Source organism: Longimicrobium sp. (assembly GCF_036399935.1).
Taxonomy (GTDB): domain Bacteria; phylum Gemmatimonadota; class Gemmatimonadetes; order Longimicrobiales; family Longimicrobiaceae; genus Longimicrobium.
Map to the genome: position 1 here is coordinate 1 of NZ_DASWMD010000052.1, position 24,306 is coordinate 24,306.

The window sequence follows — 24,306 nt, forward strand, 5'->3', positions numbered from 1 at the left end:
CGCTGCCGCCGGTTGAGCAAGGACTATGAGGGCCTAATGGAGAGCAGCGAAGCATGGATCCATCTTGCGATGTCGGGTCTCATGCTCCGTCGGCTTCGGCCAAGTTGACGTTTCTCAACACCCTCTGAGGCCCAGGCGCGCGGAACTCGCCCGCAGCACAAGCCTCGCGGGCCGAAGGATCTAGCCGCGGCCACGTACAAGCCCGGGCGCGGCAGCGGTCACCGAAGCGGAGGCCTCAGCTCGTCGCAAGGGCCGGCGTTCAGGCGGGGATCGCGGGCGCGGTTGGGTGCGCTTCGACGAGTCCGGCGCAATCCCCGGCTGCCCTCTCCCCCGGCCCCTCTCCCGCAAGCGGGAGAGGGGAGAATTCGATCGCGCATCTGCAGGTTTGGCGCGTGATGTTGAAGCCCCGAACGGGACGCGCCAGCGGCCTGTGTCGGGGCTTACCGCTTGTCCAGCCGCGGGTTCACCCGCCTGTGGGAGGGTGCACGCCACAGCCCCGGTGCGCCTCAAGGAATGTGTGGCGGATCCCTCGGTCGCTGCCATTGACGGCGCACGGGCACGTTCGGCGTGGCCGCTCCGTCGGGATGACAGGCGGGCATCGGCAGGTTTGGGCGCGTGACGTTGAAGCCCTGAACGGGACGCGCCAGCGGCCCGTGTCGGGGCTTACCGCTTTTCCAGCCGCGGGTTCACCCGCCTGTGGGCGGGGTGCATGCCACAGCCCCGGTGCCCCTCGATGAATGTGTGGCGGATCCCTCGGTCGCTGCCATTGACGGCGCACGGGCAGGTTCGGCGTGGCCGCTCCGTCGGGATGACAGGCGCGCATCGGCAGGTTTGGCGCATGGGCAGGTTCGGCGTGGCCGCTCCGTCGGGATGACAGGTGCGCTCTCGCAGGTGCGCGTGAGGTAGAAGCCTCCCGCTGTTTGGGAGGCATTCCGCCGTCGTTGCCGCGGAGCCGCGGATTCATCCGCCCCGGCGCACGACGCACATCCAGAAAAGGGCCGGCTCCCGCGCGGGGAGCCGGCCCTTCATCACCTCATCGTCGTGCCCGTGGGTCAGGGCACCAGGTACGTTTCGTGGTACCGCACCGTGTTCGGATCGAAGTAGGTGCAGTTGCCTTGCCATGGCGTGGTGATCGCCTTGCCTACGATCGATCTCCCGTAGCGCACCCCCGCCCCGCCGGACCCGCCGTATCCCGAGCCGTTGCACAGGCTCTGTCCCCACACCCCGGCCGGATCGTTCATCGTGTAGTTCGTTCCGTCGTTGCCAATCAGCAGCATCACGTGGCCCGAGCTGGTGAACTTTCCGTGGATGATCACCGGCCGCTGCTTGTTCAGCTCCGCTTCCATCTGCGCGACCGACCCCGTTTCCATGTGCACGCGGATGCGCTGCTTGAGTCCGGCGCGCGCCGCAAGACGGTTGAAGATCGTGTCGAACTTGAATTCGTCCTGCGACTGCTTGCGGAATTCCGTGTAGATCTGGTCCGGCGTGTAGTTGGCCCCGTAGTACTTCAGCAGCATCGCCATCGTCGTGTTGGCGCAGGTGGCGCCGGGCTCGTACACGTTGTTGTACTGGAAGAAGTACGGCACGTTGGCGATCAGGTCGCGGATGGTGAAGTCCTTGTACGCGCCCGCCACCTGCGTACCCGCCGAGTTGTAGCCACGCACGTAGATCCGCCGCACCCCCACGCCGCTGAACTTGTACGTCACCGGAAAGAAGTTCGCGCGGTCCGTGCTGGAGCCCAGCAGATAGGTTCCGTCTGCGAAGTACTTGATGGTGACGATGTCGCTGGTCGCGTCGGCCTTGAAGGTGACCGGGTTGGTGGCGGTGGTGCCGGTGGGGCTGACCCACGCCAGCGTGGCGGTGCCGGAGAGCGTCTTCCGCGCGCCTTCCGGCGTGGGGGTCAGCGGGGCCGCCGCGCCATCGCACCCGGCCAGCGCCAGCATACCCGCGAGCACGGCAAGGCACGATGCCCGTCCGAATCGTGGAAGGCAGCGCCTGGGGAGATTCGGGGCATGCGCGGATAGCGGGAGGAGCGTGCCTGGATGGTTCATCGTGCCTCGAGCGGTACGGGAGGGGAGGGACATCAGGGATAATCCCGAAACCGGAATTTTCGTACCCGCGCTGTTCCTCCAGGCCCGTACTGATTGCGCCGTGGCGTAAGCGCATGGCGCGCAACGATTACCGCAATGCGATTCCCGAGTCACCCCGCTACCCGCCGGTATCATCAGGTCGAACCGCTTTTCTTCGCCGCGGAACTTATGCTTGGTTTAGGCCGCGAATCAGACGCTTTGTGCCATCGGCAGGAGATGACGGGTGCGACTGCCGATTGCCATTCTTCGGAAAAGATCGAGGGCGGGGATGCGCGCGCATCCCCGCCCTCGTTCCGATTCCGCCGAACCCGCGGCTCTACATCCGCGGGCTTTCCGCCGCGGTGCGGGCGGGAGCGGCGCAGGCCGGCCAGCTGCCCGGCTGCCCGGTCTGCTGGTTCACCGGGAACTCCGTGCGCCGGTCGCGCGGAAGGATGTTCGCCTCCTGGTCGGCCAGGTACATCAGCATGGCCACCATCAGCGCGTTCCGCCGCACATCGTCCCACGAGATCTTGTCGTACGTGTCGCGGTTGGTGTGCCACGTGTACGTCCCGTAATCCCACGAGAGCGAGCCAAGACCGAACGCCGGCGCGCCGTAGCACACGAACGCCGCGTTGTCCGATCCGCCGCCGCTGGGCATTCCCGGGTCGTCGATCTGCACGCTGTCCGCCACGAACGGCGGCATGGCGCCCAGCCAGCGGCGGAAGTACGGCGCCGTGCCCGTCAGCCCCTGCATGGAGATGTTGCGGATGCGCCCCGTGCCGTTGTCCTGGTTGAAGAGCACGTGCAGGCCGCTGACGATTTCCGGGTGGTCCGCGGCGAAGGCGCGCGATCCGTTCAGCCCCTGCTCCTCGCCGCTCCAGTGGCCCACCACGATGCTGCGGTTGGGCCGAGGGTACACCTTGGAAAGGATGCGCATGGCCTCCATCATCACCACGGTGCCGGTGCCGTTGTCCGTGGCCCCCGACGACGCGTCCCACGAGTCGAAGTGGGCGGACAGCATGATGTACTCGTTGGGCTCGCGGCGCCCGCGCACCTGCGCGATGACGTTGGACACCGGCACCGCCTCGCCGGTGAACTGCGACTGCGCGTCCAGCCGCAGCGTGGGCGCGTCGCCGTTCGTCGCCAGGCGCGCCACCAGGCCGTAGTCCTCGCAGCTCAGGTCGATGACGGGCACCTGGCGCGTGCGGGCGTTGAAGATCTTGTCGACGCCCCACCCCTGCGACCACAGGTTGGTGACGATGCCCGCCACTCCCGCCGATTCCAGCCGCAGCTGGAAGTCGCGCGCCGCCAGCCCCGTCGCCGACATCCGCTGGTTCCACGCATTCTGGGCCGCCGTGCGCTCTGCGCGGAACCGCTCGAAGTCCGCCGCCACCGCCCAGCGCTGCCAGTTCTCGTCCGGCCGGCAGGTGGGCTGGGGGAACGAGATCATCACGAACTTGCCGCGCGCGCTCGGCAGCCAAGCCTTGAACGCCGCCGAGTCGGCCATCTCCGGAAGCATCACGGCCTCGGCCGTCACGGGGCCGTTGGTGCCCGGGCTCCAGGCCAGCATCATCCCCTCCAGCGAGCGCACGCGCGGAGTCATCAGGTCCACGTGCGTGTGGCCGCGCTGCCAGCCGCGCCAGGTGCCGTAGCGCTCGCTGCGCGCGGTGATGCCCCACTGCGCGTACTGGGCGATGGTCCAGCGCTGGGCCGCGTCCATCTGCGGCGACCCCGTCAGCCGCGGGCCGATGGAGTCCAGCAGCGGCTGCGCCAGGCGCTCCAGCTGCGAGTTCTGCGTGCCCTCCTGCCAGATGGCGCGCAGCACGGGGTCGTTGCTGGTCCACTCCTGCTGCGCGGCGGCGGGGCCGGCCAGGAGGGCGCCGGCGGCCAAGGCCGCCAGTGCGGTTCTCTTCATCACGATGCGTCTCTCACGTGTGGTGCCGGAAGGGTCCGGCGTGCGCCGCGCGGCCGGGCCGGCGGCGTTGCTCTCTCAGTTCAGCGAGCGCTGCGCCGGACGGCAGGCAGGCCAGCTGCCCGGCTGCCCTGCCGCGTTCGGCGGAAACTCGGTGCGGCGTGTCTGCGGGATGCGCTCGTCCTCGGCGGCCTGGTACGCCAGCATGGCCAGCAGCACCGCGTTCCGGCGCAGGTCCGAGAACACGATCTTGTCGTACGTGTCGCGATCGGTGTGCCAGGTGTAGGTGCCGTAGTCCCACGAGGTGGAAAGCAGCCAGAACCCGGGCGCGCCGCGGCACACGAACGACGAGTGGTCGCTGGATCCCGCGCTGGGCAGCCCCGGGGCGTCCAGCTTGATGCTGTCCGCCAACGTCGGGGGCACGCGCGAAAGCCAGCGGCGGAAGAACGGCTCGGCCTGGGTGAAGCCCTGCAGCGAGATGCGGTCGATGCGCCCCGTGCCCGTGTCCTGGTTCAGCAGCGCCTGCATGCCGCTGACGATCTCGGGGTTGTCTTCGGCGAACGCGCGCGACCCGTTCAGGCCCTGCTCCTCGCCGCCCCACAGGCCGATCACGATGGTGCGCTTGGGATGGGGATAGACGGCCCGGAGGATGCGCGCGGCCTCCATCATCACCAGCGTGCCCGTTCCGTTGTCCGTGGCCCCCGATGCGGCGTCCCACGAGTCGAAGTGGGCGGACAGCACCACGTATTCATTCCGCAGGGCGCGGCCGGGGATGGTGGCGACGGTGTTCATCGCCGGGGCGGCGCCGGTGAACTCGGCCGTCGCGTTCACGCGGATCACGGGCCCCTGGCCGCGCGAGGCCAGCCGGTGGAGCAGCCCGTAATCCTCGCAGGTCACGTCCAGCACGGGTACGGGCACCCCTAGCGCGTCGTGGACGCGCTGGGTGCCCCATCCACCCGTCCACTCGCTGGTCACCACGCCCGCGGCGCCCGACCGCGCAAGGAGCATCTCCAGCTCACCGGGCTGAACCCGCAGCCGGGCAAGCCGCCGGCGCCAGCTGGAATCCGCCCGCGCCACGTCCTGCGCCAGGCGCCCAAGGGTCTGCGGCTGGGCCCACTTCTGCCAGTTCTCGATCGGCCGGCAGGTCACCGGCTCGGCCGCGCCCAGGATGAATTTGCCACGCACGCTGCCCAGCCAGCGCAGCGCCGCCGCCGTGTCAGCAAATTCCGGGATCGCCACCACCTCCGCCGTCACCGCGCCGGACGTTCCGGGGCTCCACGCCAGCAGCCGCGCTTCCAGCGAGCGGACGCGCGGCTGCACCAGGTCCACGTGCGCCGTTCCGCGCCGCCAGCCCACCCACGCGCCGTACGTCTCGTTGCGCGCCTGGATCCCCCAGCCGCGGAACTGCGCCGCGGCCCACTCGTGCGCGGCCAGCTGCCCCGGCGACCCCGCCAGCCGCGGCCCGATGCTGTCCATCAGCACCTGCGCCATCGGCTCCAGCCGCGAGCGCTCCATCCCCTCGCTCCAGATCGCGCGCAGAACCGGGTCATTTGAGGTCCAGCTCTCCTGCGCGCCGGCGGCGAGCGGGGTGGCCAGGACCGCGGCAGCGAATACCGCGAGGGAGCGATGAGAGATCATCGCTTCTCCAAGTCCAGTTCGACCAGCCGGGCAGTGACCGATCCGGCGAGGATCTCCGCGAGGGCGACGGTGACGGGATCGCGGAAGCGGCGGCGGCCGGCGCTGCCGGGATTCACGGCCAGCGTGGGGCCCACCTGCTTGATGAGAGGGCGATGCGAATGGCCGAACACCGCCAGCCCTGCGCCGGGATACAGGGCGGCGATCTTCTCCGGCGTGGGCGAGCCCACCTGCATACCGTGGATGACGGCCACGCGGACGCCCCCAAGCTCCACTTCCGCCATCTCAGGGACGCGGCCGCGCACCTCCAGGCCGTCCGCGTTTCCCCATATGGCCGTCACCGGGGCGATCGCCTCCAACTCGGTGATGATGTCCACGTTGCCGATGTCGCCCGCGTGAAGGATGTGCTCCACGCCCTGGAACACGCCGAACACCTGCGGGCGCAGCAGCCCGTGCGTGTCGGAGATGATGCCGATCTTCACGGCGCTACAGCGTCACGGAGCGGCTGCGCACCTCGCCGGGGCGCGTGCCGCCGGCTTCCAGGCGGTACCAGAAGACCATCGCCTTGCGGGCGCCCGGCTGGTAGCCGGTGATGCTCGCGTAAGGCACGCGCGCCCCCTGCCCCGCCTCCACCCGCGGACACTGCGCCGGGGGTACGCACGGCGCCCAGCGCGCGCGGGTGGAGAATTCCTCCTCCAGAACCGCGTAGTAGATGGGCTCCGAGCTGAGATTGGAAACCACCAGCGTGTCGCCCGCCGTCGCCACCGCAAACTCCTGCAGCGGATAGGGTTCCGGGGCGGGCACTGCGACGCAGCCGACGGAGGCTGCGACGATCAGCAGGGCGAGAAGCTTCTTCCACATGCGTCGAGTTCCCTGGAACGGAGAGTGGATGGAGATTCGGAAGGATCAGGCGTCCGGGGCGGCGGGCGCTTCCCCGCTCTTCCACCGCCGCCCGACGGTGTGCTCAACGCCCAGGTGATCCAGGATGCGCGCGGCCACGAAATCCACCAGGTCGTCGATGCTCTGCGGCCGGTGATAGAACCCCGGCGCCGCGGGCATGATCGTCGCCCCGGCGCGCGTCAGCCGCGTCATGTTCTCCAGGTGAATCAGCGAGAGCGGCGTTTCGCGGGGCACCAGCACCAGGGACCGGCGCTCCTTGAGGGCCACGTCCGCGGCGCGCTCCACCAGGTTGCGCGACGTGCCCGCGGCGATGGACGCCAGCGTGCCCATGGAGCACGGGCAGACCACCATCCCCCGCGACGGGGCCGAGCCGGAGGCCGGCGTGGCGCCGCGGTCCAGCGAATCGTAGAACTCCACGCGTGACCAGTCGCCCGTGGCGGCACGCAGGCCGTCGACGCCGTCGATCCCCGACTCTTCGTTCAGCAGCCGCAGCCCGTAGCTGGACACGATCAGCCGCACGGGCACCGCCGCCTCGTTCAACGCGCGCAGCACGCGCACGGCGTACGGCGCGCCCGACGCGCCGGTGATTCCGAAGGTGATGGGCGCGTCCAGGGCCACCCTCACGCGAGCAGCCGCTCCGTCAACACGATCGCGAAGAAGAGCACGGAGATGGCCCCGTTGATGTTGAAGAACGCCGCGTCGATCTTGGAAAAGTCGTCGGAGCGCACCAGGCTTTGCTCGTACGCCAGCATCAGCGCGATCACCCCCGCGCCGATGAACCAGCCGGCGCCCAGCTCGGGAAGGATGAACCCCAGCGCCACGAACGAGGCGGCGGACAGCAGGTGCAGCCCGCGCGAGAAGGCCAGCGCGCCTCGTGCGCCAAGCGCAGCGGGGATGGAGTGCAGCTTTTCGCCGCGATCGAACTCCATGTCCTGCAGCGAATACAGGATGTCGAAGCCCGCCACCCAGCACAGCACGGCCGCCGCCAGCACCAGCAGCGCGGATGGCGGACGGCTCCACTCGCCCGCCACGGCCAGGTATGCGCCCACGGGAGCGATGGCGAGCGAGAACCCCAGCACCAGGTGCGCGTAGCGGGTGAACCGCTTGGTGAACGAGTACGCCAGGATGATGGCCAGCGCGAACGGTGCCAGGTAGAGGCACAGCGGGTTCAGCAGCGCCGCGCAGACGAAGAAGAGCGCGCTGGCGATGAGGACGGCGGCTGTGGCCTCGCGCACGGACAGCTTGCCGGCGGGGATCTCCCGCATGGCCGTGCGCGGGTTCTTGGCGTCGATCGCCCGGTCGGCGATGCGGTTGAAGCCCATCGCGGCGAACCGGGCGCAGGTGAAGGCGGCCAGGATCAGCAGCACGTCCCAGCCGCTCACGGCGTAGCGGTACGACGCCAGCGTCGCGCCCACGAGGGCGAACGGCATCGCGAACACGGTGTGGGGCAGCTTCACCAGGTTGGAGTAGTCGACCAACCTGCCCCGCCCGGCGATGTGCTGCCCTTCCAATCTATGCGTCGTCACTGCTCTGCTGCTCTTTCTTCATTCTTGACTCGATCCAGGCAATGTCGCCCTGATCCTTTGGCCGCCCCGTCGCACGTTTGTTCGCCAGGAGGTGATCTCGGCTGATGACGGGAACGCGGATGTCATCAATCTTCCGGTAGACCCTCTCACGCCACGCTTCCTCGAACCCGACACCGTCGATGTCGGTCAGGATGTCGATCCTGCGCGGCGCCAAACCGATCTGGAAAAACAAGCCAGGACGGGACAGCTCTTCTTTCGTGAGCGTTCCGATCGGCGCGCCATACCGCGCGAGTGCGGCCCACACACGATCCGCGTTCTCTGGATGCGGACGCACCCAGAGGTCAAGATCGCCGGTCGTTCGCATCATCCCGTGTCCCGCCATTGCAAACGCGCCAATGACGAGAAAGTCAGCTTGGGCGGCGAACAACTCTAAGAATATGTCTCTGTAGTCTTCGTGGAGCATCCGGTTTCCCGGTGAAAGCCCATGCGTCGGTGGAAAGATCGCAGATCATCGAAAGACACTCCTCGGGCGTGAGGTGCGCACTGGGATCGACATCTTCATCGATCCCGATGCGACCCTTGCGCACCGGCCAGTTCGCCCGCTCAGCCTTGCTGCTCATGGCCAGTCCTCAATCGATGGGCTTGATGCCCAGCAGGGGCCAGAGGCGGTCGATGGACGACTTCACGTCGGCGTCCATCGCGATCATCTCCGGCCAGCGGCGCACGAATCCCTCCTGCGCCCACTTCTTGGTTCCGTCGATCCCCATCTTGCTGCCGAACGAGGGGATCTGCGACGCGTGGTCCAAGTCGTCGATGGGCCCCTTGGTGAACCGCACGTCGCGCTCGGGATCGATGTTCCCCAGCGCGTACCACCACGCCTCCTGCACGTTCCGCACGTCGATCCACTCGTCCACCACCACGATCACCTTGGCCAGCGACATCAGCCCCATCCCCCACAGGCCGTGCATCACCTTGAACGCCTGGCCCGGGTAGTCCTTCTTGATGGAGACGAACACCAAGTTGTGGAACACGCCCTCCGGCGGCATGTGGTAGTCCACGATCTCCGGAATCGTCAGCTTGGCCAGCGGCAGGAAGATCCGCTCGGTGGCGCCGCCCAGGTACACGTCCTCCACCGGCGGCCGGCCGACCAGCGTGGCGGGATAGACGGGATCCTCGCGCATGGTCACCGTCGTCACGTGGAAGACGGGATAGGGATCTTCGAGCGTGTAGAAGCCGGTGTGGTCGCCGAACGGACCCTCGATGGCCAGTTCCTCACCCGTGTCGACGTACCCCTCGAGGACGATCTCGGCCTCGGCGGGGATCGTTAGGTCGCAGGTCAGCGCCTTGGCCGTGTACACCGGCTCGCGGCGCAGAAAGCCGCCGAACAGGTACTCGTCGATGCCGGGCGGAAGGGGCGCGCTGGGCGTGTACATGGTCGTGGGATCGCCGCCGATGGCCACGACGACGGGCATGCGTCCGCCGGGGCCGCGCTTCCACGCGCGGAAGTGGGCGGCGCCGCCCTTGTGCTGCTGCCAGTGCATTCCCGTGGTCGTGGGCCCGAACACCTGCATGCGGTACATGCCGATGTTCTGCACGCCCGTGTCGGGATCGGACGTGATCACCATGGGCAGGGTGATGAACGGGCCGCCGTCCTGCGGCCACGTCTTGAGCACCGGCAGCTTGGTCAGATCGAACTCGCCCTCGCGCAGCACCACCTGCTGGCACGGGGGAGCGCCCTTGTACGGCCGCGGCGGCACCTTGGTGAGCTCCATCAGCTTGGGCAGCATCTGCATCTTGCCCCAGAGCCCCTTGGGCACCTCGGGCTTGATGAGCTCCGCGATGCGGCGGGCGTGCACCTCGACGTCGTGCACGCCCAGCGCGGCCGACATGCGCCGCCACGAGCCGAACACGTTGATGGCGACGGGGATGTCGCTCTCGGTGCCGTCCATCAGCACGGGCCGCTCGAAGAACAGCGCGGGGCCGCCGCCGGGAAGCTTCATGGTGCGGTCGGTGATCTCCGCCATCTCCAGGTCGACGGACACCGGCTCGCGCACGCGCACGAGCTGGCCCGTGCGGTCCAGGTAGCGAAGGAACTCCCGCAGGTTCTGGAAGATCATCGACTTCTACTTCTCACTCTATGGGTATCGCCGGGCGTTGAGGCTTGTCCACGGCCTGATCCCGGCGGTTGAAACCGCGTCTGGAACATCACGAAGTCCGCCTTCGCGGACTGCCACCCCTGGCATTAGCGCGAATCAGCCCGGCACTGGCGCGAATCAACCCGGCACTCGCGCGAAAGCCTGTCATCCTGAGGCCCAGGCGCACCGTACTCCCCCGTACACCGGCACCACGCGGGCCGAAGGATCTAGCCGGGGGCGCCTTTCAGCCCGGGCGCGGCAGCGGTCACGAAGCCCTGAGGCGCGGTCCCTGGCGCCGCTTGGGTGCACTTCGGCAGGCCCGGCGCATGCCCCTGGCGGCCCTCTCTCCCCGGCCCTCTCCCCCGCAAGCGGGGGAAAGGGAGAATTCGATCGCGCTCCGGCGGGCACCCTGCGGTACCCCCTGAAGCCTTCCGCAGTTTGGAAGGCTTTCCGCCGTTGTTGCCGCGGATTCATCCGCTCCCGTGCGGAACTCCCGGCTTCGCAAGGATTTGCTCCGGTGCAAGGGCAAATCCGGCGCGCTTCTGCCACTGTGTGGCGGATCCCTCAGTCGCTGCGAACCTTTGTGTGCGGGACGGTTCGGCTTGGCCGCTCCATCGGGATGACACGGCGATGGCGCGAGCCTTCTCCTATCCCGAAAGCCGCACTCCGAGCTGCAGGACGACGATGTGCGAAACGAACGCCACCGCGCCCACAATCAGCAGCCAGCGCGCGAGCTTCATCTGCCGGATGCCCACCTCGTCGAGCATGTCGTCGGGCTTGTAGATGCCCTTCACCGAGGGCCCGATGCCCGGCCGCACGTGCCGCCATGCCACCACCTGCAGCACCGCCGAAGCGACGCAGCAGCCAAAGAAGCTCAGCAGCAGCGTGGCCGCGATCACCCGAAAAAGCGTCACCCGGCCCGCTCCGCGTAGTGAAGCGCCGCGATGCCCCCCGACAGCGTGTCCCACTTCACGCCGCGGAAGCCTGCCGCCTCCATCTTGCGCGCCAGCTCCGGCGGCGGGGGAAACTCCATCACCGACTCGGGGAGGTACGTGTACGCACTGCGGTTGCGCGAGATCATGGCGCCCACCACGGGAAGGATGCGCCGGGCGTAGAACAGGTACACCGACCGCCACGGCTGCCATGAAGGCGTGGTGAACTCCAGGATCACCAGTCGCGCCCCGGGCTTCAGCACGCGCGCCATCTCGCGCAGCCCCGCATCCAGGTCCGCCAGGTTCCGCACGCCGAACCCCACCGTGGCGCCGTCGAACGCGGCGTCGGGGTACGGCAGCGACAGGGCGTCGGCGCAGGCCGGGGCCACCGCCGCGACGCGCGTCTTCCCCGCCGCCACGCCGCGCTCCAGCATCTCCCAGGTGAAGTCGCTCCCCACCACGCGCCCGCCGAAGCCCTTGCGGCCGGCCAGGGCCACGGCCAGGTCCAGCGTGCCGGAGCAGTTGTCCAGGTACACGCCCTCCGGCGCGCGCTCCCAGTGGAGGCGGCGCACCGCCTTCGCGCGCCACAGGCGGTCGATGTTCATCGACAGCACGTGGTTCAGCAGGTCGTAGCTGGGCGCGATGGAGCTGAACATCTGCCGCACGTGGGCCGCCTTGTGGCCCGGCGCGGGAAGCGCCGTACGCGGCGCGGGGGTGCTCGGCATGTCGTAAATCCGTTGTGCAACTTAGAATACAGGCCGGTGAAAGTAGCCGCCCCCCCAAGCCGCGAGCAAGCCTGTGGCGCGGATTGAAACCTCGCGCCCGGCCCGCGCGTACAGCACCTCCGAGTCTGATTCTTTTCGGACCCACAAATACAAGCGGTGAACGCGACACCTGTATCCGACCACGAGCTCGTCACTCGCGCCCAGCTGGGCAGCGAGACGGCGTATCGAGAGCTGCTGGACCGTTACCAGCGGCCGGTGTTTTCCATCATCTTCCGGATGATCCGCGACCGGGAGCAGGCGGAAGACCTGGCGCAGGAAACGTTCGTCCGGGTGTTCAACCACATCGGGCGGTACGATCCGCGCTACAAGTTCAGCAGCTGGATCTTCAAGATCGCCACGAACCTGACGATCGACTGGATCCGTCGGAAGGAGCTGAAGACGGTGTCCATCGACGGCTCGCGCAACGCGGTGACCAGCGACGAGATGGAGGCCTCGGCCATCACCATCGTTTCCGAGGACGAAAATCCCGAGGAGCTGCTGGAGGCCAAGGAGCTGGGCGAAGAGATCGAGCAGGCCATCGGCAAGCTGCGGCCGGAGTACCGCGCCGCCATCCTGCTGCGCCACGTGGAAGGGCGCGAATACCAGGAGATCGCCGAGATCATGGCCCTGCCGCTGGGCACCGTAAAGACGTACATCCACCGCGGCCGCAACGAGCTGCGCGACACGCTGCAGCACCTGCGGGTGTAGCGGTGCGTGGGAAGGATCGCAACCTGAAACTCCGGGGCCGGCGGCTCCGTAATCCTATCATGCAACGGACCGAACGAGATCAGAGGCCATCGTGACGGACGCAACCGGACACCTGCCGTACTGGACGCTGGAGCAGCTCGCCGAGGGCGGCCTTTCCCACGTGGAACGGGCCCTGGCCGAGCAGCACCTGCACCGGTGCGCGCACTGCGCGACGGAGCTGGAGAGCGCACGCTCGCTGCTCGCGGCGCTTTCCGCCCTTCCCCAGCTGGAGCCCTCGCCCCGCTTCGCCGACACGGTGATGGCGCGGGTGGTGATGCAGCCCCAGGCGGCCCCGGCCGCCGCGGCCCTGCCCGCGAAGGCGGAGCGGCTGCCGCGCGCCCGGCGCGGATGGATGATGCTGCTGGCCCTGGTGCTGGTACCGCTGCCGGTGCTGGCTGGGCTGGGCACCTGGATGGGCGGCGACCCCGTCACGGGAATGGGCTCGCTGTGGAACGCGGTCCGCGGCTGGGCGCGCGACGTGTCGTGGAACCTGCTTTCCGAGGGTACCGAGACGCTGATCCGCACCGGCCTGTTCCAGTGGGGCGCCGATGCGCTGGCGGCCATCCCCGGCCCCGCGGCGGGCGGGGTGCCCGTGCTGCTCCTGGTGCTGCTGGCCGCGATCCCGGCTTCGGCCTGGGCGATGGCGCGCCTGCTGCGCACGCCGCACACGGGAGGGATGATCCATGCGTAATCGTATGATCACGAGCGCCGCGCTGGCCCTGGGGCTGGCCTTCGCTCCCGGGCTGGCGGCGCAGGCCCCCGCCGGGCACCCCCACACGGGGCTGGAGGGGCGCACGCTCCATCACGGCGACCGCGTGTGGTTCAGCGGCCAGCGCTCCATCGGCGCCGACGAGGTGATCGAGGGCGACGTGGTGGTGGCCAACGGCTCGCTTACGGTGAGCGGCGAAATCCACGGCGACGCGGTGGTGGGCGCCGGAAACCTGGTGCTGGAGCGCGGCGCCGTGGTCTACGGCGACGCGGTGGTCACCGGCGGCACGCTGGTGAACAACGGCGGCAGCGTGCTGGGCAAGGTGCAGCAGGGCACGCCGCGCTCCCGCTCCGTGGGCGCCACGCAGGCCATCCACATGCGGCGCGGCTGGCTGGGCGCGCTGGGCGAGGGGTGGGCGGGGCTGGTGCGCACGCTGTCTCTCGGCCTGGTGCTGGGCGGGCTGGGGCTGGCGCTGACCTTCTACGGCCGCTCGTACCTGGAGCAGGCCAGCGACGTGGTGCGGCGCGCCCCGCTGGCGGCGGGAGGCATCGGGCTGGCGGCCAACGTGCTGGCGCTTCCGGCCTTCCTGGCGGGGATCGCGGCGCTGGCGCTGACCATCATCGGAATCCCGCTGCTACTGGTGTTCGTTCCGCTGTTCTGGACGGTGCTCTGCGCGCTGGCCGGCGTGGGCATCCTGGCGGTGGCGCACGCCCTGGGCGAGCGCACGGCGGAGCGGAGCGGCTCGTACGAGCCCATCCATCGCAACGCGTACTCGTACCTGGTCACCGGGCTGGTGGTGCTGCTGGCCCCGCTGCTCGTCAGCAACGTGCTGATGATGACGCCCTTCATCGGGTGGGTGGGTGGACTGGTGGGGCTGCTCGCGGGGATGCTGCTGTGGCTGGCGGCGAGCGTGGGTGCGGGAGCGGTGCTGATCGTGGCGGTTCGCGCCTGGCGCGAGCGCAGCTACCGGCGCGGCTGGGACGGGATGGACGACCTGGGAACGGGCAGCGCACACACGGCCTGAAACGCTTCTTTCACGGAGACACGACGATGATCGAGGGACTGGTCGGCCTGGTGGTCGCGGCCGTGCTGGGGGTGGTGGCGCTGGCCATCGTGGGCGCCATCGTGGGGATCGTGGTGGGGCTGGCGGTGCTGGCGGCCAAGGCGGCGGCGCTGGTGTTCGTGGCCTGGATCGCGGTGAAGCTGGTGCGCTCGGCCCGCCGCCCGCGCGGCGTGCTCACGGCCGCGGACCAGCGCTGGCTGGACCACGCGTAAAGGCAAAAGAAAGCCTCACACGGAGGACACGAAGGAGGAATAGAGGAACGAACGCTTCCTCTGTTCCTCCTTCGTCGTTTCCCCGTGCCCTCCGTGTGAAACCCGCGATTTTTCTACACGGCGGCGGGAACCAGGGGTTCCAGGCGCGACGCGACGGTCTCGGCGAGCGCGCGGAGGGCCATGGCCGAGGGCGATTCCGGGTGCCCGATGACCACCGGCACCCCCTCGTCGCCACCCTCGCGGACGATCATCTCCAGCGGCACCTCGCCCAGCAGTTCCAGCCCCGTCTGCTCCGCCAGCCGCTGCCCGCCGGCCCGCCCGAAGATCTCGTAGCGCTGGCCGCAGCAGGGGCAGATGAACCCCGCCATGTTCTCGACGATGCCCAGCACCCGCGTGTTGGTGCGCTCGAACATCTTGATGCCGCGCAGCACGTCACCCGTCGACACGTCCTGCGGTGTGGTGACCATCACCACCCCGTCGAGCCGGATGGTCTGCACCAGCGACAGCTGCGCGTCGCCCGTGCCCGGGGGCATGTCGACCACCAGCACGTCCAGCTCGCCCCACTCCACCTCGCTCAGGAACTGCTTGAGGATGCCCGCGATCATCGGCCCGCGCATGATGGCGGGCTGCTCGGCGTCCAGCAGGAATCCCAGGCTCATCAGCTGCACGCCGTAGGCTTCCAGCGGCTGCATCTTTTCCTTGCCCTTGGGGCCCACCACGGACGGCTTGCGCTTCTCGCCGAACATGATGGGCACGTTGGGGCCGTAGATGTCGGCGTCCAGCAGCCCCACGCGCCGGCCGGACTTCGCCAGCGCCGCGGCCACGTTCACGGCCACGGTGCTCTTGCCTACGCCACCCTTCCCCGAGCTGACGGCGATGATCTGCCGCACGCCGGGGATCAGGTTGGGGTTGGGCGTGGGCGCGGGGACGTTGCCGGCCCGCAGCGCGCCCTTCTTCTGCGGCGCGCCGGCGGCGGGCAGGGCGATGTCGATCTTTACCTTGGCCACCCCCTCCACCGTCTCGGCGGCGGCGCGGGCCTGGCGCACCAGCGTGCCGGGGTCGTCGGCCTGCAGGGCGAACTTGAAGCGCACGGTGCCGTCTTCCAGCACGTCCAGCTCGCGGACGCGGCCGGACGACACCACGTCGTCGCCCGTCGTGGGGTGAAGCACCAGGGTCAGCGCGGCGGCGACGCGGCGGAGCACCTGGTCGCGCTCGGAGGCTTGCATATTCAAAGTACGTCGGTACGAGAGTGCGTGAGTGCGGTAGTGCGTGAGTGCGTGAGTGCGTGAGTGCGTGAGTGCGGAAGTTCAGACCCGGGCTCACGGCTGGGGAAGAATACTACGAACGTCGCGCCTGTGCGAGACTTAGCACGGGCGCGCTCTTGTTTCAGATGCTGAATCATTCGCCTTCAGCCGTCCAGCGCGGCGATGAAGGTGTCGAGGTCCGGGTCGATGGGCGTCGCGTGGGAGGGGCGGTCGAGAAGGTGCGCGAGGTCGGGCGGAATGGGGATTTCGCGGCCGATCAGCGGCTCCACCACGCTTTCGAACTTGGCGGGGTGCGCGGTGGAGACCACGATCCAGTCGGGCCTGTCCAGGCGCTCGCGCACGGCGACGGCGGTGGCGGTGTGCGGATCCCACACTTCGCCCCACGTGCCCGGGCCCTCGCGGATCACGCGGCGGATCTCGTCGTCGTCCACCAGGAAGGCGCGCAGGGCGGAGCGCGTGCCTTCCTCGCCGCCGTACAGGTGCAGCAGGCGCTCCATGTTGCTCGCGCTGCCGACGTCCATCGCCGTGGCCAGCGTGGAGATGGTCGGCTCGGGGGACCACGGGTGGCCGGAAAGGAAGCGGGTGATTGCGGGATTGGCGTTCGTCGCCAGCACCACCTCGCGCACCGGCATGCCCACACGGCGCGCCCAGGACGCGGCGGCGGCGTTCCCCAGGTTGCCCGAGGGGACGATGAACCCCGGGTCCGCGCCGTGCCGCCGGCGATACTCCAGCGCGGCCCAGGCGTAGTACGCCATCTGCGGCAGCAGGCGCCCCACGTTGATGCTGTTCGCCGACGACATCCGCCGCCGCGCGCGCAGCTCCGGGTGCGCCATCGCGGCCTTCACCAGCCGCTGGCACGCATCGAAGTCGCCGCGGACGGCGAACGCGCGCACGTTTCCGCCCCACGCGGTCAGCTGCTTCTCCTGCCGCGCGGACACCATCCCCGCGGGATAGAGCACCGCCACCTCCACCCCCGGCCGGCCGTGGAACGCGGCCGCCACCGCGCCACCCGTGTCTCCGGAGGTGGCGACGAGGATGGTCAGCGGCCGCTCGTCTTCCGCGGCAATACGCGACAGGCACGCCACCAGGAACCGCGCGCCGACGTCCTTGAACGCGGCGGTGGGCCCGTGGAACAGCTCCAGCACCGCCGTCCCCGCGCGCAGGTCGTTCAGCGGCACGGGAAACGAGAGGGATTCGCGGCAGATGGCGTCCACTTCGGACTCCAGCGCGTCGCCCGCGAAGAACGGCGCGAGCAGGCGCGCGGCGACCTCCGGCAGCGATGCGCCCGCGTCGAAGTCCGCCGGATCCATCGTGGGAAACTGCTCGGGGACGTACAATCCGCCATCCGGCGCCAGCCCGCGGGAGATGGCGGCGGAGAGAGGGACGGCGTGCGACGGATCGCGCGTGCTGACGTATCTCACCAGACCTCCTCCACCCGCGCGCCCGGGCCGCCGACTGCGCACGTCCATCCATCCGCCGTGACCCCGCACGTTGCGAACGCGTCCACCATCGCGCCGCACACCGCATCCGCGATCACAGCGCCATCGCACCAGGCGAAGAGGCTGGGGCCGGCGCCGGAGATGGAGCAGCCGAGCGCGCCCGCCTCCATCGCCGCCTCCTTCACTTCACGGAAGCCGGGGATCAGCGCGGCGCGATGCGGCTCGATCAGCACGTCGCGCAACGAACGGCCCACCAGTGCCAGGTCGCCTGTGCAGCAGCCGGCGACCACGCCCGCCAGGTTCGCCGTCTGGCGGATGACGTCGTGCAGGGGATAGGCAGCCGGCAACACCTGGCGCGCGGCGCGCGTGTCCAGCCGCTGGTGGGGACGCGCCATCGCGCAGCGCAGGGTGGCGGGTACGGGCAGCGCGACGACGTCCATCGGCTCGGGGGAGCGGACGAGCACCAGCCCGCCGAAGAGGGATGGGGCTACGTTGTCGCCATGGACCGCGCCGCTGGCGACCGCTTCTCCCATCAGGGCATAGCGGAAGAGCGCCGCGGGCTCCAGCGGCTCCGGCAGCAGCGCATTCGCCGCGACGATTCCCGCCACCGCCGACGCCGCCGATCCACCCGTCCCGGAGCCGAGCGGAATCCCCTTCTCGATCGAAACCTCCAGCCCGAACCCCGGCCGCACCTCGTCGAGCATCCCCAGCAGCCCGACCGTGGCGGTGTTCGTGGCGGGGTTCATGGGCAGGCGGCCGGCGACACCCGACACCGCCGTGATGACGATGCCCGGGTCGGCCCGGCGCGCCACCGTAACGCGGTCGCCCGTGGGGCCGGCGGGGTGGCCCAGGATGTCGAAGCCTACGGCGAGGTTGCTGGCGCTGGCCGGCGCAAAGGCCGTGGCGAGTTGGGGAGGTCGGGTCATGGGTCGCGGGACGGGGCCTCACGGCGCACGGTCCGCCGCGAGGGGATTTTAGAGGAAGCGGTGGCCCTCGCGCCACGCCAGCGGAGGATCGCCGGTCAAGAAGGACTCGGCGAACTCGTCGGCCGGGAGCGGCTGCGAGATCAGGTAGCCCTGCGCGAAGTCACACCCGAGGGCGTGGAGGGCCGCCAGCTGCTCGTGCGACTCCACGCCCTCGCCCACCACGCGGACGCCCAGGCTGCGGGCCAGGGCAACGATGGTGCGCACGATCTCGGCGCCCTTGTGCGCCCCCGTGGTGCCGCCGTCCATTCCCGCCACGAACGAGCGGTCGATCTTGAGCGCGTCCAGCGGCAGACGGTGAAGGGTGCTCAGGCTGCTGTACCCCGTGCCGAAGTCGTCCAGGTACACCTGCACCTGGCGCTTCTTGAGCGCGCGCAGCACGCCGGCCGCCGTCGCGGGGTCTTCCACCAGCGAGCTTTCCGTCAGTTCCAGCTTCAGCGCGGCGGGGGGCAGGCCGTGCTCGCCCAGGGTGTCGGCCACTTCGTCCACCAGGCCCGGCTCGCGCAGCTGCGCCGGCGACAGGTTCACCGTCACCTCGAGCTTGGCGGCCATGGGAAGGGTGGCGCGCCACTCGGCCAGCTGCCGCGCGGCCTCGCCCAGCACCCACGAGCCGAGCGGGCCGATGAGCCCCGTATCTTCCGCCAGGCTGATGAAGCGGTCCGGTGGCACGCGGCCATGGATGGGGTGCTCCCACCGCGCCAGCGCCTCGCACGCCACCACCTCGCCCGTCCGCAGCGAGACGATGGGCTGAAAGAACAGCCGCAGCTCGCTGCGGGCGAGCGCGGCGCGAAGGTCGTTCTCCAGCCCCAGGCGCTCCAGCACGGCCTTGTGCATGGACGCATCGAACACCGCCGTGCGGCTGCCGCCCACGGCCCGGGCGTGGTACATGGCCATGTCGGCGTTGCGCAGCAGCTCGTCGGGCGACTCGTCGGTCGACTCGGTGAGCGCAATGCCGATGCTGGCGCTGGTGTAGGTGCGGTAGCTGCCCAGCTCCAGCGGCGCCGAGAGCACCTCGCGCACCTGAGCCGCCACCGCCAGCGCCTCGTCGCGCCCGGTGACGCGCGACAGGAAGATGATGAACTCGTCGCCGCCGAAGCGGGCGACGGTGTCGCCGGGACGGCCGCAGGTGGCGAGCCGGACGGCGACCTGCCGCAGCATCTCGTCGCCCACGCCGTGGCCCAGCGAGTCGTTGACGTTCTTGAAGCGGTCCAGGTCCAGGAACAGCACCCCGCAATGCGAACCCGGCTCGGACTTGAGCGACGTGACGCACTCCGTCATCCGCTCCGCCAGCAGCACGCGGTTGGGGAGCCCGGTCAGCGGGTCGTGAAGCGCCAGGTGGCGTAGCCGTTCCTCCAGCTCCTCGCGCTCTTCCTCGGCGCGGGTGCGCTGCGTCAGGTCGTCGACCATCGCCACGCAGAAACGCGCCCGGCCGTCCGCCGCGCGGACGACCGAGGTGGTCAGCCGCACCGGAAATGGCTCCCCGGCGCGGTCCACGTAGCGCAGCTCCATCTGGTAGTTGGAAACGTGCCCGGTCACCAGGCGCTTGAACTGCGCCTGGTTGCGCTCGCGGTCGTCGGGGTGGTCCAGGTCGACGAAGGGGGTGTCCTTCAACTCCCCGGCGGTGCGGCCCACGATGCGCTGGAACGGCGTGTTCGCCTCGATCACGCGGCCCTGCATGTCGACCACCGCGATGCCCATGGCCGAGCCCTCGAACACCGCCCGGAACCAGTCTTCGCGCTGCTGCATGGCGCGCAGAAGGCCCCCCGTCTCGTCGTCGTCGGGAAGCGGCTGGCGTGTTGGCATGGACCGCGGTGCGCGGGTGAACAAAATGCTGGCGCGAGCGCCATGTGATTCGGTGGCGCCACCCCCGTGCAAGGCCCGCGCCCTTCCGGCCGCGACGGCGTTTCCGGACCCGCCCGGCTGCTCCGTGTGGCGTCAGGAGAGCGCCGCGTCCACCTCCACGCGGTTGCGCCCGGCGGCCCTGGCGCGGTGCAGCGTGTGGATTGCGACTGCGGGCCGCGGTCCGCCCCGCTTCCCTTGACGTCGTATTCGCGCATCGTTACCGTTTATCGATATTCGATAAACCCACGGACGGAGAAATGCCATGCGCGCAGAGGGAACCGGCAGGCGTGTCACTCGCCTGGCCAAGCTGTTGGCGGATGTGACGTGGTGGCTGGTGATCCTCGCCGCCCTGGGGCTGATCCTGTTCTGGGCTACGGCTGCGCTCGTGGGTGGCGGCGTCACCCCGTCGACCGTGGCGGTGCAGGTCGCGATCGCCGATTCCGCGGCAAGCCGGATGTTGCCATTGGTCCCGCTGGACATGGGCACCGCGACGCAGCCGGTGCTGAAGGATGTCGCCGGCACCCTGGAGTTCGGCACGTCCGAGGGGTGGATCGTGCTCCTCGGGGGGCTCGTCGTGTTGCCGGCGCTCGCGGCATTGCTGTTCGGCCTGCACCTGCTCCGTTCGTTCCTGCGGGACGTACTGGCGGCGGATGTGTTCACCGCGATGAACGCACGACGCCTCTCGAGATTGGGTTGGGTGCTGGTGGTGGCGGGGGTGGTGCTTCCGATCCTGAAGTTCCTGTACACGGCTTACGTCGTCAGGCGCGCTGATCTGGCCGGGGTTCCCTTGCGGGTGGGCATGCACTCCTCGTTGATCATTCCGGGGATCCTGGTCCTGGTCGTGGCAGCAGCGTGGCGCTACGGCGTGGAGCTGCAGCGCGAGCAGGAACTGACGGTGTGAGACGGCCGTGGCGATCCGTGTGAACCTCGACGCCATGCTGGTCCGGCGGAACATGACGCTCTCCCAACTCGCCGAGCGGGTGGGCATCACCCTTCCCAACCTGTCGATCCTGAAGACCAACAAGGCCCGCGCCATCCGCTTCAGCACGCTGGACGCGATCTGCCGTGAGCTGAACTGCCAGCCGGGGGATCTTTTCGATTACGTAGATCAGGAACCCCCGCCTGCGGATGAGCACGGACACCAGGAGTGAGATCCCAAACGGCCGGACACTCGCCCCGCGGCGCGGTCTTTCGCCGGTCGCGGGACGCGCACTCCTGGTCGGCGTGGCCGCGGCAGCCCAGCCGAGCGCGCACCGCCGATGGCGGCCTCGACGGGGAGCGAAGGGAGGTGGGAGGGACGGCTTCGGTGATCGACCTCGCGATGCACGTCAGGAGTGGGCCGCGTCCAGCTCCACGCGGTTGCGCCCGGCGGCCTTGGCGCGGTACAGCTGCTCGTCGGCGCGCTTCCAGGTGACGGCGAACGAGCCGTCGCGCGGGTGCCAGACGGTGGCCCCCACGCTGACGGAAACCGAGAGGGTGGGATGGATTTCGCCGAAGGCCGCCTGCTCCACCGCGCGGCGCACGCGCTCGGCGGCCTCCGCGGCGTTGGCGGCGGCCGCGCCGGGAAGGACGGCGACGAACTCCTCGCCCCCCGTGCGGCCGACGTGGTCGCCATCCCGCAACGACCCCTGCAGCACCTCCGCCACCTTGCGCAGGACGGCGTCGCCCACGTCGTGGCCCAGGCGATCGTTGATGCGCTTGAAGTGGTCCACGTCCAGCGCCAGCACGCCGAACGTCGTCGCGCCCGCGCGGGCGGACTTCACCTGTTCGTCCGCCACCATCAGCAGGTGGCGGCGGTTGGGCAGGCGCGTCAGCTCGTCGGTCAGCGAGGTGATGCGCAGCCGGCGCGACGCCTTCAGCTGGCGGGTGACGAGCAGGGCGAGCGCGGCGATGACGATGGCGGTGAGCACCAGCACGGCGGCCTGCAGGCGGCGGACGCGGGCTCCCGCCGCCAGCGCCTGCCCGCGCAGGTCGTTCTCGCGCTGCAGGGCGCGGTTCTCCTGCTCCTTCTTCTCGGCGTCGAACTGCACGCGCAGCCGCGAGGTCTGCTCCTGGCGGCCGCGCTCGCTCAGCTCGCGCTGAAGCGCCAGCTGCTCCGTGCGCGCCTCGTACGCCTGGCGCCAGCCGCCCGCGGCGGCGAAGGCGATCGCCCGCTCCTCGTGCACTTTCTCGAGGAAGCGCCGGTTGTCGGTGGATGCGTACCGCTGGCGCGCCACCTCCAGGTCGGCCAGCGCCTCGTCCGCCCGCCCGAGCATCCGCAGGGTCACGCCGCGCGTCAGCCGGACGTGCGCGACGGCTTCTTCATCCCCCGCCCGCCGGAAGTATTCGAGCGACTCGTCCAGGATGGGAAGCGCCTCGGCGGGGCGCCCCAGCTTGTACAGCACCTCGCCGATCGCCCGCTGGTCCGTGGCCACCTCGGCGGGGTCGTTGCGCCGGCGGTCCATCGCCAGCCCGCGCCGGAAGTGGGCGAGCGCCTCTTCCAGCTTTCCCATCCGCTGAAGGGTGCTGCCCAGGTTGTAGTACGAGGTGGCGATGCCCCGCAGGTTGCCGGCGCTCTGGTGCGAAGCCAGCACCTGGCGGTAGTACTCCAGCGCGCGGTCGTACTGGGCCACGCGGCTGTCGGCGTACAGGTTGGCGATGGCGTTGAGCGCGTACCGCTGCTGCGCGGTATCGCGCACGGCGGTGAACAGGCGGTGCGCGGTGCCCAGGTCGGCGATGGCCCCGTTGAACTCGCCGCGGTAGTAGCGAAGCTCTCCCCGCAGCACCAGCGCCTGGGCCTGCTCTTCCGCCGCGCCCAGCCGCCGCGCCAGGGCCTCGGCGCTGTCGTAGTCTACCACGGCCTCGCGGAACCGGTTGGCTCCCAGGTGGGCGTACCCCCGGCAGGAGCGCAGGCTGGCGATCGCACGGCCGTCGCCCGTGCGCAGGGCATCGGCCAGCCCCGCCTCTGCCCACGCGGCGATGGAGTCGGGCGCGTCGCTCGCGGCCGCCCAGCAGCGCAGCACCAGGGCGCGCATCCGCAGCGAGTCGGAGCCGGGCGCCCCGAGCATGGGGAGCACCTGGCGGGTGAGGCGGAGCGTGGTCGCGGGGTCGGAGTGCTCGACGCGGGCCGCCTCCGCCACCATCCGCGCGGCGGAGGGCTGCTGGGCCGCAGCGTCCGCAGCGGCGCCGAGGGCGAGGAGCAGGGACAGCGGAAGGAGCGGATGCCTCGGGCGCATCGGCGGGCGGGAGAGGCGTTGGGGCGAGCGGCCGCGGATGGATGCGCGGCGGCGGCGGATGGAAGTATAGGAGTCGCGGCGTTCCGGGGCGAGCGCCGAAGCCCCCTGCGGCCGTACCGATGGATTTCTCCCACAATTGATTTGCAATTCTTCACGAGCTGGCCACGTTGTATCAAATTCGGTATTCCGCTGCATCAATCGCCAATATTGCCGTTTTTGCACACGTTTACGGGATGATCAGCGTTTCACATCCGTAGCAAAGGCTGCGGAACAAAAGTACAATTATACCACTTGTCGTTCAAAAGATTGCTAATTATCCTTGGCGTACCAAACAAACGGCGGCAGTCCTGTCGCTCTCCCCTGCATTGCGCGGGAGGCGGCGCCGCCGCACGTGCGCGACGCCGCTTCGGCCGGGGCTGCGTCGCGCCCAGGGTACGAGCCGCGCGGCCGCGTGGAACGCATCCGCCCCCCCCCGCCCCTGCCCGGCCCGCCCGCGGCCCGGGGGCCACCCCACACATCTCCAGGAGCACCATGCACTACCGCTTTGCCCCCGCGTTCTTCGCCACCCTCCTCCTGGTAGGCTGCGGCGACGCAACCGGCCCCAGGACGTACGCCGAGGTCCAGGGGACCTACGACGTGAGCGCCCCCATCGCCGAGGTTCCCGGCGCGCGCTTCTCCGGCACGATGACCATCGTGGACGACAGCCGCGACACGCCCGAGTTCGGAGGCACGTACACGCTGTCGCTGATCGGCGCCGACGGCGCCAACCACGGGCGGTTCACCGGCGACCTGGTGAACGGCGCGGTCACCGGGGCCGGCAGCGTCCGCTTCTACCTGGACGACGACAAGTTCCGCTGGTCGGGCGCCGTTTCCGACGAGGGCGGCGTAACGGGCACCTGGGTGCTTGCGAACGCCGCGTCCAACTACACCGGCACCTTCGTGGCCGCCACCCGCTGAC

Annotated in this window: 23 protein-coding genes and 1 pseudogene; 8 read left to right on the forward strand and 16 right to left on the reverse strand. The window is 69.8% G+C overall.

All coding sequences use genetic code 11. The annotated features are described in order from the left end of the window. A pseudogene (locus VGB24_RS16120) lies at positions 1 to 108 on the forward strand (IS5/IS1182 family transposase); the annotation flags it as partial. 944 nt (positions 109 to 1,052) lie between these two features. Here VGB24_RS16120 and VGB24_RS16125 read toward each other — a convergent pair. The 11 genes from VGB24_RS16125 to VGB24_RS16175 all read right to left on the reverse strand — a co-directional run bounded on the left by VGB24_RS16125 (position 1,053) and on the right by VGB24_RS16175 (position 11,834). After that, positions 1,053 to 1,955 carry a C39 family peptidase gene (locus tag VGB24_RS16125; RefSeq protein ID WP_331073974.1) on the reverse strand — a complete coding sequence of 301 codons (903 nt, stop codon included), beginning with the start codon at positions 1,953 to 1,955 and terminating at the stop codon, positions 1,053 to 1,055. A 451-nt stretch (positions 1,956 to 2,406) separates the two neighbouring features. Beyond that, a complete protein-coding gene (locus VGB24_RS16130) occupies positions 2,407 to 3,984 on the reverse strand; it encodes a M20/M25/M40 family metallo-hydrolase (protein ID WP_331073975.1) in 1,578 nt (525 codons plus the stop codon). A 75-nt stretch (positions 3,985 to 4,059) separates the two neighbouring features. Further along, complete coding sequence (locus VGB24_RS16135; protein WP_331073976.1) at positions 4,060 to 5,619, reverse strand: M20/M25/M40 family metallo-hydrolase; 1,560 nt, start codon at positions 5,617 to 5,619, stop codon at positions 4,060 to 4,062. After that, a complete protein-coding gene (locus tag VGB24_RS16140) occupies positions 5,616 to 6,098 on the reverse strand; it encodes a metallophosphoesterase family protein (protein ID WP_331073977.1) in 483 nt (160 codons plus the stop codon). Before VGB24_RS16140 ends, VGB24_RS16135 begins: the two co-directional genes overlap by 4 nt. A gap of 4 nt (positions 6,099 to 6,102) precedes the next feature. Then, the gene (locus VGB24_RS16145) at positions 6,103 to 6,477 is read right to left on the reverse strand and encodes a hypothetical protein (protein WP_331073978.1); all 375 of its coding nucleotides are present in this window, start codon (positions 6,475 to 6,477) and stop codon (positions 6,103 to 6,105) included. A 45-nt stretch (positions 6,478 to 6,522) separates the two neighbouring features. Continuing rightward, complete coding sequence (locus tag VGB24_RS16150) at positions 6,523 to 7,140, reverse strand: flavin prenyltransferase UbiX (RefSeq protein ID WP_331073979.1); 618 nt, start codon at positions 7,138 to 7,140, stop codon at positions 6,523 to 6,525. Beyond that, a complete protein-coding gene (locus VGB24_RS16155; protein WP_331073980.1) occupies positions 7,137 to 8,042 on the reverse strand; it encodes a UbiA-like polyprenyltransferase in 906 nt (301 codons plus the stop codon). Before VGB24_RS16155 ends, VGB24_RS16150 begins: the two co-directional genes overlap by 4 nt. Beyond that, positions 8,029 to 8,505: a hypothetical protein gene (locus VGB24_RS16160; protein WP_331073981.1), complete on the reverse strand. Its 477-nt coding sequence runs from the start codon at positions 8,503 to 8,505 to the stop codon at positions 8,029 to 8,031. The genes VGB24_RS16155 and VGB24_RS16160 overlap by 14 nt, the downstream gene beginning before the upstream one ends. Before the next feature lie 166 nt (positions 8,506 to 8,671). Further along, positions 8,672 to 10,159 (reverse strand): menaquinone biosynthesis decarboxylase, encoded by a 1,488-nt coding sequence (locus tag VGB24_RS16165; protein WP_331073982.1) that lies wholly within the window; start codon positions 10,157 to 10,159, stop codon positions 8,672 to 8,674. Between the two features lie 665 nt (positions 10,160 to 10,824). After that, complete coding sequence (locus VGB24_RS16170; protein ID WP_331021911.1) at positions 10,825 to 11,091, reverse strand: hypothetical protein; 267 nt, start codon at positions 11,089 to 11,091, stop codon at positions 10,825 to 10,827. Then, positions 11,088 to 11,834 carry a class I SAM-dependent methyltransferase gene (locus VGB24_RS16175; protein WP_331073983.1) on the reverse strand — a complete coding sequence of 249 codons (747 nt, stop codon included), beginning with the start codon at positions 11,832 to 11,834 and terminating at the stop codon, positions 11,088 to 11,090. The genes VGB24_RS16170 and VGB24_RS16175 overlap by 4 nt, the downstream gene beginning before the upstream one ends. Positions 11,835 to 11,990: 156 nt before the next feature. Between VGB24_RS16175 and VGB24_RS16180 the strand changes: the two genes are divergently transcribed. From VGB24_RS16180 to VGB24_RS16195, 4 genes are all read left to right on the forward strand, one after another. Further along, complete coding sequence (locus VGB24_RS16180; protein ID WP_331021913.1) at positions 11,991 to 12,581, forward strand: sigma-70 family RNA polymerase sigma factor; 591 nt, start codon at positions 11,991 to 11,993, stop codon at positions 12,579 to 12,581. 91 nt (positions 12,582 to 12,672) lie between these two features. Next, a complete protein-coding gene (locus VGB24_RS16185) occupies positions 12,673 to 13,311 on the forward strand; it encodes a hypothetical protein (RefSeq protein ID WP_331073984.1) in 639 nt (212 codons plus the stop codon). Then, positions 13,304 to 14,353, forward strand: coding sequence for a polymer-forming cytoskeletal protein (locus VGB24_RS16190; RefSeq protein WP_331073985.1), 1,050 nt, complete (start codon positions 13,304 to 13,306; stop codon positions 14,351 to 14,353). Before VGB24_RS16185 ends, VGB24_RS16190 begins: the two co-directional genes overlap by 8 nt. Before the next feature lie 26 nt (positions 14,354 to 14,379). Then, entirely contained in the window at positions 14,380 to 14,604 is a 225-nt protein-coding gene (locus VGB24_RS16195; RefSeq protein ID WP_331073986.1) for a hypothetical protein, read from the forward strand. Between the two features lie 113 nt (positions 14,605 to 14,717). On the opposite strand, the gene VGB24_RS16200 is transcribed toward VGB24_RS16195, so the two are convergent. From VGB24_RS16200 to VGB24_RS16215, 4 genes are all read right to left on the reverse strand, one after another. After that, on the reverse strand, positions 14,718 to 15,830 hold the full coding sequence (locus VGB24_RS16200) for an Mrp/NBP35 family ATP-binding protein (RefSeq protein ID WP_331073987.1): 1,113 nt from the start codon (positions 15,828 to 15,830) through the stop codon (positions 14,718 to 14,720). Positions 15,831 to 16,012: 182 nt separating this feature from the next. Continuing rightward, positions 16,013 to 17,290: a threonine synthase gene (gene thrC, locus VGB24_RS16205; RefSeq protein WP_331073988.1), complete on the reverse strand. Its 1,278-nt coding sequence runs from the start codon at positions 17,288 to 17,290 to the stop codon at positions 16,013 to 16,015. Continuing rightward, a complete protein-coding gene (locus tag VGB24_RS16210; protein ID WP_331073989.1) occupies positions 17,287 to 18,234 on the reverse strand; it encodes a homoserine kinase in 948 nt (315 codons plus the stop codon). Before VGB24_RS16210 ends, thrC begins: the two co-directional genes overlap by 4 nt. A gap of 48 nt (positions 18,235 to 18,282) precedes the next feature. After that, positions 18,283 to 20,094, reverse strand: a complete 1,812-nt coding sequence (locus VGB24_RS16215; RefSeq protein WP_331073990.1) for a putative bifunctional diguanylate cyclase/phosphodiesterase — start codon at positions 20,092 to 20,094, stop codon at positions 18,283 to 18,285. 301 nt (positions 20,095 to 20,395) lie between these two features. Between VGB24_RS16215 and VGB24_RS16220 the strand changes: the two genes are divergently transcribed. Beyond that, positions 20,396 to 21,034 carry a DUF2975 domain-containing protein gene (locus VGB24_RS16220; RefSeq protein ID WP_331073991.1) on the forward strand — a complete coding sequence of 213 codons (639 nt, stop codon included), beginning with the start codon at positions 20,396 to 20,398 and terminating at the stop codon, positions 21,032 to 21,034. A 7-nt stretch (positions 21,035 to 21,041) separates the two neighbouring features. Then, positions 21,042 to 21,284, forward strand: coding sequence for a helix-turn-helix transcriptional regulator (locus VGB24_RS16225; RefSeq protein ID WP_331073992.1), 243 nt, complete (start codon positions 21,042 to 21,044; stop codon positions 21,282 to 21,284). A 177-nt stretch (positions 21,285 to 21,461) separates the two neighbouring features. Here the strand turns inward: VGB24_RS16225 and VGB24_RS16230 are convergent, their stop codons facing one another. Then, the gene (locus VGB24_RS16230; protein ID WP_331073993.1) at positions 21,462 to 23,348 is read right to left on the reverse strand and encodes a GGDEF domain-containing protein; all 1,887 of its coding nucleotides are present in this window, start codon (positions 23,346 to 23,348) and stop codon (positions 21,462 to 21,464) included. Between the two features lie 531 nt (positions 23,349 to 23,879). Here VGB24_RS16230 and VGB24_RS16235 point away from each other — a divergent pair. Further along, positions 23,880 to 24,305 (forward strand): hypothetical protein, encoded by a 426-nt coding sequence (locus tag VGB24_RS16235; protein WP_331073994.1) that lies wholly within the window; start codon positions 23,880 to 23,882, stop codon positions 24,303 to 24,305. Position 24,306: the final 1 nt, after the last annotated feature.